We start from the raw sequence: 11,708 nt of genomic DNA, 5'->3' as shown, positions 1-11,708 counted from the left end.
AACATGAAGCTTGGCCGAAACGATCCTTGCCATTGTGGCAGTGGTAAAAAGTTTAAACGTTGTTGTATGAGCAGTGTCTCCAAGCAACATGCCCAAATATTTGATGATATTGACACCATGCTGGCAATGAACCCCAATTTGAGCCTTGATGAACTCAACACTGTTTTACAGCACAAAGTGCAGGATCGTAATAATCAACCTCATCCCGATTTTTGTGGTGTAACACCAACGCAAATGGCCAATTGGCTTTATGCGCCTTTTGATGAATTACAGTGGGTGACAATCAGCACACCAGATGCGCTTTTAGCCAGTCCTGTGATGCGCTATTTAGCTCTTATTCTTGATGAGGCTATGGCGCAAAATGGGTCATTCAAAGCCACGAGTAAAGGCAACTTACCGGCTAAGTTGGTTAAACAGGCCAGTGAGTTATTGCCTGAGTTTGCCGTTGCTCAATTCGAACGTAGTATAAGCATCAGCGAGTTTTCGGGCAGCAACGAAGACAAATTTAATGCCTTGCACTACACCCGAGTGCTTGCCGAAATTAGCGGTATTATTTATCGGCGCAGTGGCCGCTACCATGTAAAAAAATCAGCGCAAAAGCAGTATCAAGCGCTAGGCATACAGGCCTTTTTCAAACCTATGTTAGAGGCCGCCATCAGCAAATATAACTGGGGTTATTTGGACAGTTTCGAATACGATGTCGACTTGCGACCATTTTGGTTATTTATGCTGTGGCGCATTCAGTGTCACAACAATGTGGAGCAGCTTGTTAAAGAGGTGATGACTGCTTTCCCCGATTTACTACAGGCATTCTCTACAGATGATTACTTCGCGCCAGAAAGAAACTTAAGCATGCTCTTTGAATCCAGGTTTATTAAGCGATTTTTACAGTTTTGGGGATTTATCACCATAGATCCAAGGCGTTATTTAAACGCTGAGCCGGTCGTCAGAAGAGCTCAAATTCAGCCCTTATTCAAACAAACGTTTCAATTTACAATTAACATATAAAAAGATCGTGAAGGCCGCATCTCGTGCATCTGCAAGGGATAGTTCTGGATAAGATCCAATTGTCATTTCTGGACGACAACCGTTGATTGAAAATCGCAAGATCCAAAAAAGGTTCTCCAGAGGCGGGTACAACGAAGTAGAGGCCATTACCATCTGCGGTTTTGCGTGGTTCATCTTTGGCCAAAGCGGCGACTTTGCGTGCATTGAGCTTGCCCATATAGTTCTCCTTAGGTATGGAAAGTTACTCACCATTTAAGGGCATACTAGATCAATCCTACTCACCACTAAACTCACCAGTTGGTTGAAAACAGAGGCAAAGACCTGAAATCTTCTGAAAACAAAAAAGCCTCAAAAAATGAGGCTTTATGCTGTACTTGTGAATGTTAAAACATCACTCCACGTTCTGGATCTGCTCTCTCATCTGTTCAATCAGCACTTTAAGCTCGAGCGCGGCGGCGGTGATTTCGCTGCTGATTGACTTGGAGGCCAGGGTGTTGGATTCGCGGTTGAACTCTTGCATCATGAAGTCCAGTCTGCGGCCTTCGCTGCCACCCTTGTTGAGGATCCGGCGGGCTTCGGCCACATGGGCTTCAAGGCGGTCCATCTCTTCGGCCACATCCTGTTTTTGGGCCAGCAATACCATTTCCTGTTCCAATCTGGCCGGGTCCAGTTCGCCCTGGATTTCGGCCAGGCGGTTACTGAGTTTTTCCCTTTGCCATTCCATCACCTTGGGCATGTGCTCGCGGACTATGGCGATCTGGGCTTCAACGGCATCCAGGCGGGTCAGCAGCATCTCTTTGATGGCGCTGCCTTCACGGCCGCGGGCTTCGATAAACTGATCGACGGCGCCGTCGAAGGCTTTGAGCAGTTCGGCGGCAATGGCATCCATGTCTTGCTCAGATGAGGACATGACCCCAGGCCAGCGCAGAATATCCACTGGATTGAGCTCACCCTGGCCGGCTTGCTGTTTTACCCAGTTGGCGGCCTGCAACAGTTGCAGTGCCAAGTCCTGATTCATATTCAGCTGGGTACCTTGTTGATCGTTCAGCTCGTAGCGCAGGTTGACTTCTACCTTACCGCGATTGAGACGCTTGCGCAGTCTGTCTCGCAGCACAGGCTCCAGGCTGCGGAACTGTTCCGGCAGGCGCAGATAGGTTTCCAGATATCTCTGGTTGACTGAGCGGATTTCCCAGGAGGCTGTGCCCCAGTCGGCTTTATGCTCGATACGGGCGTAGGCGGTCATGCTGTGGATCATCAGATATTCCAGTTGCTTGAAGACGGGTGTAGCAGAGGATTATAGACAGCTTGCCCCCGGGGTTAAAGTGAAGTGTATACACTTTGTCGGTTCGATACGGATCCGTCATGGCGTCAAGCGCCGCAAGGCCCTATAATATGCAGCCAATTCAGTCCAGACGACAAAATACAGGAATTCACTATGCGTCCCAGCAACAGAACTCCGGCTCAAACCCGCCCCATTTCAATCACTCGCCAGTTTACCGCCCATGCGGAAGGTTCTGTGCTGGTCGAGTTCGGCGATACCAAAGTACTCTGTACCGCCAGTTTTACCGAAGGGGTGCCGAGATTTCTCAAAGGCCAGGGCCAAGGTTGGGTGACGGCAGAATATGGCATGTTGCCCCGTTCTACCCATAGCCGTATGGATCGCGAAGCGGCCCGGGGCAAGCAGTCTGGTCGTACCCAGGAAATTCAGCGCCTCATCGGCCGTGCTTTGCGCGCTGCTGTGGATATGAAGCTGCTGGGTGAAAACACCATAGTGATCGACTGTGATGTGATTCAGGCCGACGGCGGTACCCGCACTGCGGCCATCACTGGTGCCTGTGTGGCTCTGGTGGATGCGCTTAATTGGGCTCGTGCCAAGGGTATTCTCAAGGCCAATCCGCTCAAGTTCCTTATCGCCGCCGTGAGCGTGGGGATTTTTGAAGGTGAGCCTATCTGTGACCTGGAATATATCGAAGACAGCGCCGCCGAAACCGATATGAACGTGGTGATGACAGAAACCGGCAAGATCATCGAGATCCAGGGCACCGCCGAAGGCGAGCCGTTCAGCCATGAAGAGTTGCTGAGTCTGCTGGAGCTGGCCAAGCATGGCATTCGTGAGATTATCGATGTGCAGAAGGCTGCATTGAGTTAAGTTTTTTTAAGGACCCCATGAGGGTCCTTTTTTTCGTACTCCAGAGAGTACTTGTTCGTACCCGTGAGCCTTAAGGGCTTACCCATAATCACAAGAGGAGAGATCGTGAAAGCCTATCAGCGCGAGTTTATTGAATTTGCCCTTGAGCGTCAGGTGTTGAGATTCGGTGAGTTTACCCTGAAGTCCGGCCGCAAGAGCCCATACTTCTTCAATGCCGGTCTGTTTAACACTGGCCGGGATCTGGCCCGCCTGGGCCGTTTTTATGCTGCTGCGTTGGTGGATGCCGGTATCGACTACGATCTCCTGTTTGGCCCGGCCTACAAGGGGATCCCCATCGCCACAACCACGGCTGTAGCCTTGGCCGAACACCATGATCTGGATATTCCTTACTGCTTTAACCGCAAAGAGAAGAAAGACCACGGCGAAGGCGGCAATCTGGTTGGCAGCGAGCTCAAGGGTAAGGTGATGTTGGTGGATGATGTGATCACCGCAGGTACCGCTATTCGCGAGTCCATGGAGATCATTCAGGCCAATGGCGCGACTCTGGCCGGGGTATTGATTGCCCTCGACCGTCAGGAGAAGGGCAAGGGCGAACTGTCTGCCATTCAGGAAGTGGAGCGCGACTTTGGTTGCCAGATAGTGGCCATCATCAAGCTGGCCGATTTGATTGCCTACCTGGCCGAGAAACCGGGGATGGAGCAGGAGTTGGCCGCCGTTAGCGCCTATCGTGAACAGTACGGTATTTAATGCCGTCCAGGATAGAATCTCAGCTCTTAAAGAAGCTTGAGTAACTTGCTGTACAGTCCAACAAAAAACGCTGCCTTGGCAGCGTTTTTTTATTACGGAGAGGCTATTTGGCCTGATGCAGAAACTCGGCGCGGGTGGCCGGGTTGGACTTGAACACGCCGCCAAGAGCCGTAGTGGTGGTGGAGCTGGTGGAGTCCATCACACCGCGGGATTTAACGCAGTAATGCACCGCATCCATTTTTACCGCCACATCTTTGGTTTCCAGCAGGGTCTGCAACGCGACCAGTACTTGCTGGGTCAGGCGCTCCTGCACCTGTGGCCGCTGGGCAAAGAAACGCACTATGCGATTGATCTTCGACAGGCCGATGATCTTCTTTCGCGGCAGATAGGCCACAGTGGCCGTGCCGTCTATGGTCACCAGATGGTGCTCACAGGTGCTGGTGAGGCTGATATCCTGCACCCGCACCATTTCATCGAAGCCCATCTTGTTGTCGATAACAGTGATCTTGGGGAAGTTGGCATAGTCGAGGCCGGAGAAAATTTCGTCGACATACATCTTGGCGATACGTTTCGGCGTATCCATCAGGCTATCGTCGCTCAGATCCAGCGACATCAAGGTCAAAATGGCCTTCATATGGGCCTCTATTTTTTCCTTGCGCTCCTCGGCCGACAAGCCACAGGGTACCATGGGGGTCTCGAGTCCTCGCTCCAGGAGCGCGGTCTGAACCATCAAAGCTGCTTCACTCAATGCCATTGTTTTCCTCCGGCGGATAGACGCCAAGCAAGCGCCTTCCGTTTGTTACTGTCCGCGCAAGCTGTGTGACGCTTTTCACATTTATCTGCGGGAAGCGGAGGATACCGCTATTTGCTGTAAATTCATACCAGAAAAGCCCCATAGCACGAAAAAAGCCGCTCTCTGGAGAGCGGCTTGGTTTACGGCAGTTAAACTTAAACGCCCAGATTCTGCTTCAGGAAGTTGAGCATTTTCTGATAGTAGATGGCTCTGTGGCTTTCATCGTAGAAACCGTGGCCCTCATCATCCATGATGATTTTCTGGTAGGGGTAGTTATGCTTCTTGAGCGCATCTTCCAGGGCTTCAAACTGCTCTATGGGGGCGCGCTCATCATTGCCGCCGTGCACAAGCAGCAGGTTGGCCTTGAGCTTGTCGACGTTGCGAGTGGGCGACATAGCGCGCAGCACGGCTTGATCCTGACCAAGCACAGTTCGCAGGTAGCTAGTGCCCGAGTCACGTGCCTGCACGTCACCTTCTTTAAACATCATTTCCAGATCGTACACCCCGGCAAAGCCGATGGCGCACTTGAACAGATCCGGCTCCATGACCGAGCTTTGCAACGCGCTGTAGCCGCCAAAACTGCCACCGACGATACAGATGCGCTGCTTGTCCACTATGCCTTGATCTATCAAATGGCGGGTGGCGTCTATGATGTCGTACTGAATTTCACTGCCCCACTTGCGGTAGCCCGCTTGCTGGAAGGCTTCGCCATAACCACCCGAACCGCGGAAGTTAACCTGCAGTACGGCTATGCCCTGATTGGCCAGCATCTGGTTTTGAGGATTAAAGCCCCAGCTGTCCCTGACATAGTGTGGGCCGCCGTGCGGGTTGACCACCAGAGGCAACTGCTTGGGATCTTTGCCGGGAGGCAAGGTCAGATAAGCCTGAATCGTCATGCCGTCACGCACCTTGATATCCATGGGTTTCACTTCAGCCATTTTGGCCGGATCTATGCTTTCCATGGTACGCAGCAGATGTCTGAGTTTGACCGTTTTAGTATCAAACAGATAGTAATCACCCGGGTTGCGGTCGTTGAAGGCCAGAATGATCATCTTGTCGGCGTTACGGGTCTCGCTGATGATGCGAACCTGATGCCCCGGCAGGCTGGCCAGCAGCTGCTTCAGATACACTGCATGCTGATCTTCCGGATCAACAAAGGCGTAGGTTGGGTAACCGTTGGCAAACTCCACCGCGTAGAGCTGTTTGTTTTGGCCGTTGATCCAGAAGTTGTCCGGCTCGACTCTGGCGTCATTGACCATCATCTTCTTTTCACCGGTTTTCAGGTTGACCCGATACACGGCCTTGGGCTCATCTGCCTGGGAAGCGGCGGCATAGACGCTGTTGGGGTCTTCGGTGAAGGAGATTGGGGTAAAGTCCTTCAGGCCGATATTCAGCTTGTCGGTGTCAATCCATTCGCCTTCATTACGGTAGAAAATACGGGTGTTGTTGCTTCTGTCCTGACCGGCCACAAAGCGCACCTCACCGTCATCATCTGTCATGAAGCTGGCCATTCCTATGGGAGAACGGGTAATTTTCTTGCGAGTGCCGCGGTAGACATCAACCCGATAGACATCCTGCAACTGTTCGTAATCCAGGCTGCGACCGCCGTTCCAGGGGATGGCATTAACCAACATGTAACGGTCATCATCCGGCAAGGGATCGAGCACATAGGCAGTGGCCTGGATGGCGGTGTTTTTCTTCAAGTGGGAACCGGTTTGTTGCTGGCCCGAATTGTAACCGAACAGATAAGCAACCTTGGAGCCATCGGCATTCACCGCCATCAATTCACCATAGTAGAGCGGGCGATCATCCCAGCCCTTGAGGTATTCCTTGGCGACCACGACACGTTCATCGTTGACCCAGGTGTAACTGCCCACTTGGGCATTGCCCGGGAAGTAAACAATATGCTTGGCACTGAGGTCTTCAGTATTCAGGATCAGTAGCTTATCTTTTCCTTCGTGATTCATGATCACGCTGAGATAGTCACCGGAGGGGGAGATTTTCACATTGGTGTATTGCGCCCCCTGGCTGAAAATTTCTGCCGGCGTGGGCGTTTGATTACTCTGGGCCAGTGCGAGTGCGGGGGCCAGCAATAATATACCGGTCAACAAAGGTTGGAATTTCATTTTACATCCTTGTGTTTATTATAAGTAACCTATGTTTGTTCAATGTTAATTAAATGCTTGGGTTTGGACAAGGCTAAATCCATAAAAAAAGGACGGTTTTTACCGTCCTTTATCCCGAAAAAATAGGGTATTCAGCTCTGCAATAACTGGCTTTGAATAAACTGCCACTGCTCCTCGAAGTGAGCCGTTGGCTTGAGCTTGAATTCACTGCGAACAAACTGGGCAATGCGACCTTCGGCCACCGCCAACAGCAGATTTGCCAGAATGGCTTCATCCAGGGCGAATTTTTGCCCTTCTCGCAGGGACTTTTCCCGCAGGATCTGCTTTAGATGGGTTTCCAACTTGGCAAACAACAGATTGATCCGTTCTCTGAGACGCTCATTTTCGCCCAGCAGGGCATCACCGCTCAGAACCCGGGAGATCCCTGGGTTGCGCTCGGCAAACACCAATAACAGCTGCAGTGCCTGTTGGCAGCGTTTCATGGTGTCTTTCTCCTCATCCATGATGAGGTTGATGCGTGACAGCAGAGAGTCTTCAATAAACTCAATCAGGCCTTCAAACATCCGCGCCTTGCTGGGAAAGTGGCGATAGAGCGCCGCTTCCGACACGCCAACTTCCGAGGCCAACTTGGCAGTGGTAATCCTTTGCCCCGGATTGGTTTCCAGCATTCTGGCAAGGGATTGGAGTATGTGTTCACGACGATTGATTTTTTCTTTTACAGCCATGTTTCGCTCTGTCAGTGGCAGGGATTATTGAGTGCCTGAGTGACCGAAGCCACCCTCGCCTCTGTCCGAGGTGTCAAACTCATCCACCAGTTTGAACTGGGCTTGAACGACGGGCACAAACACCAATTGGGCCAAGCGGTCACCTATCTCCAGGGTGAAAGGTGTCTGGCTGCGGTTCCAGCAGGAAACCATCAGCGGGCCCTGATAGTCAGAGTCGATCAGGCCGACCAGGTTGCCGAGTACTATGCCGTTTTTATGGCCCAGCCCCGAGCGGGGCAGGATCACCGCCGCCAGAGAAGGGTCGGCCACGTGAACCGCAATTCCGGTCGGGATCAACACTGTTTCACCCGGGGCTATGGTGATGCTGGTGTCCAGCATGGCGCGCAGATCCATGCCGGCACTGCCTGGGGTCGCATAGCTTGGCAGCGGAAATTCACTGCCAATACGCGAGTCGAGAATTTTCAGTTCTATGGGTGTTTTCATGAGTGGTTTTTATGCTTCGCTATCAGGATCAGCAACTGTTTGGCCAGGCTCAACTTGTCGGTGGCCGGCAGTTCATCACAACCTGTTGCAGAAAATACTTTCAGAGCATTCCGGTCGGCATTGAAACCCTGACCCGGAACAGACACATCGTTGGCGGCAATCATATCGAGTTTCTTGCGCTTGAGCTTGTCACGCGCGTAGGTCTCCACTTCATGGGTTTCTGCCGCAAAACCCACGGTAAAGGGCCGGATAGAATGGCTGGCGACCGTGGCCAGAATATCCGGGTTACGCACCAGTGCCAATGCCATGGTTTCGGAAGATTTTTTTATTTTGGCTTCGGCGACATCGGCGACACGATAGTCTGCCACTGCGGCGCAGCCAATAAAAATATCCTGTTGTTCCACCCGTTGCATCACGGCATCGAGCATCTCTTTGGCCGATTGCACATCGACTCGAGTCACCCCTGCCGGGGTAGCCAAATTAACCGGGCCGCTGACCAGAGTCACTTCGGCGCCCATCTGCGCCGCCGCAGAGGCCAGTGCAAACCCCATCTTGCCTGAGCTGTGGTTGGAAATATAACGCACAGGATCTATCGCTTCGCGGGTCGGTCCGGCGGTGAGCAGCAACTTTTGGCCGGCCAACAGCTGTGGCTCAAAGCAAGCGGCGGCTCGCTGCGCGATATCATTGGGTTCCAGCATACGCCCCGGGCCGACTTCACCACAGGCTTGGCTACCGCTATCCGGGCCCCAGATACCATAGCCGCGCTCTGCCAGCACCTTGAGGTTCTCCTGGGTCGCTGCGTTTTGGTACATCTGTTGGTTCATCGCCGGGCAGAGCATCACCTTAGCCGCCGTTGCCAGGCAGGTGGTGGTGATCAGTTCATCGGCCATACCGGCACGAATGCGGGCCAACAGGTTGGCGGTAGCGGGGGCAATGATAACCAGATCGGCCCAGCGGGCCAATTCGATATGCCCCATGGCAGCCTCGGCCGCAGGATCCAGCAGATCTGAGGCCACAGGATGGCCGGATAACGCCTGCAAGGTCAGCGGAGTAATGAATTCCATGGCGCTCTGGCTCATGACGACCCTGACTTCGGCACCTCTGTCCTGCAGGCGCCGCACCAGATCGGCACTCTTGTAGGCGGCAATGCCACCGCCAATCCCCAAGAGGATTTTTTTATGCTTCAGGCTCATAGAGACAATCAACTGATGGTAATTGGCGGCTAAGATATCACAAAGCTCCCCCGACTTGGCAGGATGCAGCTTCAAAAATCTCGACCATAATTGAAACAAAGTATAGGGCACAGGGACGGGAGCCAAGGATGGGTATCAGAGACTGGCCTACAGGAGAGGGCCCAAGGGAAAAGTTGCTGCAGCAGGGAGCCAAGAGCCTGAGTGATGCCGAGTTACTGGCGGTCTTGCTGCGTAACGGCCTGGCGGGACAGAGTGCGGTCGAATTGGCCAGAGATTTGCTCGCGGCATTCGGCTCACTGCGGCAACTTTTGGTGGCACCGCTGAATCAAGTTGCCCGAATTCCGGGAATGGGACCGGTGAAATATACCCAATTGCAGGCCGCCGCCGAACTTTCGAGGCGAATTTCCCGGGAAAAGCTGCAAAGAGGGCCGGTTTTGACAAATCCGGATTTGACTCGCGACTATTTAATGAGACAATTAGCAGACCGTGCCACCGAGGTGTTTGCGATTCTGTTGCTGGACAGCCAGCACCGAGTAATCCAATTCGTGGAATTATTCCATGGCACCCTGGACTCTGCATCCGTCTATCCGCGAGAGGTGGTTAGACTGGTGCTGGAAAAACAGGCCGCGGCGGTCATAGTTTGCCATAATCACCCGTCCGGCGTGGCTGAGCCCAGCCAGGCTGACAGGCGAATTACTGAGCGGTTGAAATGTGCGCTCGCAACCATAGATGTTTCGCTTCTGGATCATATGGTTGTAGGGGATTGCGAGATAGTTTCCTTCGCAGAACGCGGATGGATAGTTTGATCCATCGCTTGATCTTTCCTCAGTTATCCTGTATAACATGCGCCCTCTTTGTGCCTCGGGCGACGGCCATACGAGGCACATTAATGCTCGAGCGTTAAAATTGTTTTTTGGAGAAGATTGACATGTCAAGAGTATGCCAAGTTACTGGCAAGCGACCAATGGTTGGTAACAACCGTTCGCACGCAAAAAACGCAACTCGTCGTCGTTTTTTACCTAACCTGCAGAACCACCGTTTCTGGTTAGAAGACGAAAAGCGTTTCGTACAATTGCGCGTTTCTACCAAGGGTATGCGCATTATCGACAAGAAAGGTATCGAAGTCGTTGTTGCTGAACTTCGTGCCCGTGGCGAGAAGGTGTAATAGAAAATGGCTAAAGCTAAAGGAAATCGTGAGAAGATCAAGCTGGTTTCAAGCGCCAAGACTGGTCACTTCTACACTACCGACAAGAACAAGCGTAACATGCCTGAAAAGATGGAGATCAAAAAGTTTGATCCCGTAGTTCGTCAGCACGTTATCTACAAAGAAGCCAAAATCAAGTAATCCACTTGGTATTTGAATTCTTGGAAAGCCCCTCTCGCAGGGGCTTTTTTATACTCAACTTTCAGTCACATTGGCTATATCAAGACAATGCCATATCAGAAACTCTGGGTACTCTGTAGCCGTTTTTAATCAGTATCATCAATCGTTGCCCTCATTGCCACCACGCCTAGGTAGCAGAAAACAACTTCGGCCCCTGTTTAGCGCAACATGACACTCAGCTTAACCAAACACTGAATAGTACTTGCTGCACTTCCTTTCTCTGGCACAATGGCGGTTTGTCCGTTCCGATAAGGGTGTATTAATGAAGTATGCGGCCGTCCCTTTGACCTCACTGGCCATTTGTTGGCTGTTTCTGCTCAGCTTGCCGCTGGCGCTGTTTTCCCTGTCAGAGCCACTCTTCCCTTGGCTTAACCTCGATAGCGCCGCCGCTCAGTTTTGGTACTGGTTAACCGTGTCCGGTTCAGCGCCCTGGGGCGTAAGCACTGTGTTGTTGGTGTTTGCCATCAGCTTTTTTATCCTGCCAAAGGGCAGCTGGCTGAAGATGATGTTCTGCACTTCGCTGGGCTTGGTGCTGTGTTTGTTGCTCAATGAACAGCTCAAGCTGGTATTTGCCGAATCACGGCCCTATATCGAATGGCTGTCCCACCAGCAGCATCTGGATATCAAGGAGTTCTACAGCATAGACAAATATGCCCGCAGGGAGCTGTTGGCCCAGGTTCTTCCCGGGGTATCACCGCTGGATATGCCGATCTCGACACAGATCCAGCGCCACTGGCAGATAGAAACAGGGTTCTCCTTTCCCTCCGGCCATACCATATTTGCCGTGACCCTGACTATGTGCAGCAGTTTCTTTCTGCTAAGGCACAACAATCTCTGGCTTCCGGCGCTGCTTATCTGCTGGGCGCTGTTGATGGGGCTGAGCCGTATGTTGCTGGGAATGCACTGGAGTGTCGATGTATTAACCTCGACCCTGCTGGGAGGAATATTGTCGGCCTTGACTATCTATGTCGGCAGTCACAGCTATCGCCGCCTGGAACCTTGGTTTAACGGGGCTGTGAGTAAAGGCTAAAACGAAAACGCCCCGTCATTAGGCGCAACGTAGATCAGATAAGGATCGGTTGACCGATCCTCCTGATGAG

General features: G+C 52.3%; 14 protein-coding genes. 7 read left to right on the top strand and 7 right to left on the bottom strand.

The features are described from left to right. Positions 1-3: 3 nt before the first annotated feature. The gene (locus RC73_RS14755; protein ID WP_039035362.1) at positions 4-1,008 is read left to right on the top strand and encodes a YecA family protein; all 1,005 of its coding nucleotides are present in this window, start codon (positions 4-6) and stop codon (positions 1,006-1,008) included. Here the strand turns inward: RC73_RS14755 and RC73_RS21495 are convergent. Together RC73_RS21495 and RC73_RS14750 are read right to left on the bottom strand one after the other, a co-directional pair. Continuing rightward, positions 970-1,155 carry an Arm DNA-binding domain-containing protein gene (locus RC73_RS21495; RefSeq protein ID WP_405130433.1) on the bottom strand — a complete coding sequence of 62 codons (186 nt, stop codon included), beginning with the start codon at positions 1,153-1,155 and terminating at the stop codon, positions 970-972. The two genes, RC73_RS14755 and RC73_RS21495, sit on opposite strands and share 39 nt — an antisense overlap. A gap of 244 nt (positions 1,156-1,399) precedes the next feature. Further along, positions 1,400-2,263, bottom strand: coding sequence for a YicC/YloC family endoribonuclease (locus RC73_RS14750; RefSeq protein ID WP_039035361.1), 864 nt, complete (start codon positions 2,261-2,263; stop codon positions 1,400-1,402). A gap of 180 nt (positions 2,264-2,443) precedes the next feature. Here RC73_RS14750 and rph point away from each other — a divergent pair, with 180 nt between their 5' ends. After that, on the top strand, positions 2,444-3,157 hold the full coding sequence (rph, locus tag RC73_RS14745) for a ribonuclease PH (RefSeq protein ID WP_025010865.1): 714 nt from the start codon (positions 2,444-2,446) through the stop codon (positions 3,155-3,157). A 105-nt stretch (positions 3,158-3,262) separates the two neighbouring features. Then, on the top strand, positions 3,263-3,904 hold the full coding sequence (gene pyrE / locus RC73_RS14740; protein WP_025010866.1) for an orotate phosphoribosyltransferase: 642 nt from the start codon (positions 3,263-3,265) through the stop codon (positions 3,902-3,904). 103 nt (positions 3,905-4,007) lie between these two features. Here pyrE and folE read toward each other — a convergent pair whose 3' ends face one another. The 5 genes from folE to coaBC all read right to left on the bottom strand — a co-directional run bounded on the left by folE (position 4,008) and on the right by coaBC (position 9,224). Next, the gene (folE, locus tag RC73_RS14735) at positions 4,008-4,658 is read right to left on the bottom strand and encodes a GTP cyclohydrolase I FolE (protein ID WP_025010867.1); all 651 of its coding nucleotides are present in this window, start codon (positions 4,656-4,658) and stop codon (positions 4,008-4,010) included. 194 nt (positions 4,659-4,852) lie between these two features. Next, entirely contained in the window at positions 4,853-6,823 is a 1,971-nt protein-coding gene (locus RC73_RS14730) for an alpha/beta hydrolase family protein (RefSeq protein ID WP_039035360.1), read from the bottom strand. A gap of 131 nt (positions 6,824-6,954) precedes the next feature. Continuing rightward, a complete protein-coding gene (slmA, locus tag RC73_RS14725) occupies positions 6,955-7,548 on the bottom strand; it encodes a nucleoid occlusion factor SlmA (RefSeq protein WP_025010868.1) in 594 nt (197 codons plus the stop codon). A gap of 24 nt (positions 7,549-7,572) precedes the next feature. Then, positions 7,573-8,031, bottom strand: a complete 459-nt coding sequence (dut, locus tag RC73_RS14720; RefSeq protein WP_025888140.1) for a dUTP diphosphatase — start codon at positions 8,029-8,031, stop codon at positions 7,573-7,575. Then, the gene (coaBC, locus tag RC73_RS14715; protein ID WP_039035387.1) at positions 8,028-9,224 is read right to left on the bottom strand and encodes a bifunctional phosphopantothenoylcysteine decarboxylase/phosphopantothenate--cysteine ligase CoaBC; all 1,197 of its coding nucleotides are present in this window, start codon (positions 9,222-9,224) and stop codon (positions 8,028-8,030) included. Before coaBC ends, dut begins: the two co-directional genes overlap by 4 nt. A 128-nt stretch (positions 9,225-9,352) precedes the next feature. On the opposite strand from coaBC, the gene radC reads away from it, so the two are divergent. The 4 genes from radC to RC73_RS14695 all read left to right on the top strand — a co-directional run bounded on the left by radC (position 9,353) and on the right by RC73_RS14695 (position 11,638). Next, positions 9,353-10,030, top strand: a complete 678-nt coding sequence (gene radC, locus RC73_RS14710; protein WP_039035359.1) for a RadC family protein — start codon at positions 9,353-9,355, stop codon at positions 10,028-10,030. Between the two features lie 122 nt (positions 10,031-10,152). Next, complete coding sequence (gene rpmB / locus RC73_RS14705) at positions 10,153-10,389, top strand: 50S ribosomal protein L28 (RefSeq protein WP_028769274.1); 237 nt, start codon at positions 10,153-10,155, stop codon at positions 10,387-10,389. A gap of 6 nt (positions 10,390-10,395) precedes the next feature. After that, entirely contained in the window at positions 10,396-10,569 is a 174-nt protein-coding gene (rpmG, locus tag RC73_RS14700) for a 50S ribosomal protein L33 (RefSeq protein WP_025010872.1), read from the top strand. A gap of 301 nt (positions 10,570-10,870) precedes the next feature. Further along, positions 10,871-11,638: a phosphatase PAP2 family protein gene (locus RC73_RS14695; RefSeq protein ID WP_052248219.1), complete on the top strand. Its 768-nt coding sequence runs from the start codon at positions 10,871-10,873 to the stop codon at positions 11,636-11,638. The last annotated feature ends 70 nt before the right edge of the window (positions 11,639-11,708 follow it).

It is taken from the genome of Shewanella sp. ECSMB14102 (assembly GCF_000813075.1).
GTDB classification, from domain to species: domain Bacteria; phylum Pseudomonadota; class Gammaproteobacteria; order Enterobacterales; family Shewanellaceae; genus Shewanella; species Shewanella indica.
Note: the sequence above shows the minus strand (reverse complement) of the source record. Positions and strands in the feature narration are given on the sequence as shown.

Excerpts from the sequence above, each read along its gene's own strand:
- RC73_RS14755 (WP_039035362.1), top strand. The coding sequence starts at position 4 with ATGAAGCTTGGCCGAAACGATCCTTGCCATTGTGGCAGTGGTAAAAAG.
- RC73_RS21495 (WP_405130433.1), bottom strand. The coding sequence starts at position 1,155 with ATGGCCTCTACTTCGTTGTACCCGCCTCTGGAGAACCTTTTTTGGATC.
- RC73_RS14750 (WP_039035361.1), bottom strand. The coding sequence starts at position 2,263 with ATGATCCACAGCATGACCGCCTACGCCCGTATCGAGCATAAAGCCGAC.
- rph (WP_025010865.1), top strand. The coding sequence starts at position 2,444 with ATGCGTCCCAGCAACAGAACTCCGGCTCAAACCCGCCCCATTTCAATC.
- folE (WP_025010867.1), bottom strand. The coding sequence starts at position 4,658 with ATGGCATTGAGTGAAGCAGCTTTGATGGTTCAGACCGCGCTCCTGGAG.
- RC73_RS14730 (WP_039035360.1), bottom strand. The coding sequence starts at position 6,823 with ATGAAATTCCAACCTTTGTTGACCGGTATATTATTGCTGGCCCCCGCA.
- slmA (WP_025010868.1), bottom strand. The coding sequence starts at position 7,548 with ATGGCTGTAAAAGAAAAAATCAATCGTCGTGAACACATACTCCAATCC.
- dut (WP_025888140.1), bottom strand. The coding sequence starts at position 8,031 with ATGAAAACACCCATAGAACTGAAAATTCTCGACTCGCGTATTGGCAGT.
- coaBC (WP_039035387.1), bottom strand. The coding sequence starts at position 9,224 with ATGAGCCTGAAGCATAAAAAAATCCTCTTGGGGATTGGCGGTGGCATT.
- radC (WP_039035359.1), top strand. The coding sequence starts at position 9,353 with ATGGGTATCAGAGACTGGCCTACAGGAGAGGGCCCAAGGGAAAAGTTG.
- rpmB (WP_028769274.1), top strand. The coding sequence starts at position 10,153 with ATGTCAAGAGTATGCCAAGTTACTGGCAAGCGACCAATGGTTGGTAAC.
- rpmG (WP_025010872.1), top strand. The coding sequence starts at position 10,396 with ATGGCTAAAGCTAAAGGAAATCGTGAGAAGATCAAGCTGGTTTCAAGC.
- RC73_RS14695 (WP_052248219.1), top strand. The coding sequence starts at position 10,871 with ATGAAGTATGCGGCCGTCCCTTTGACCTCACTGGCCATTTGTTGGCTG.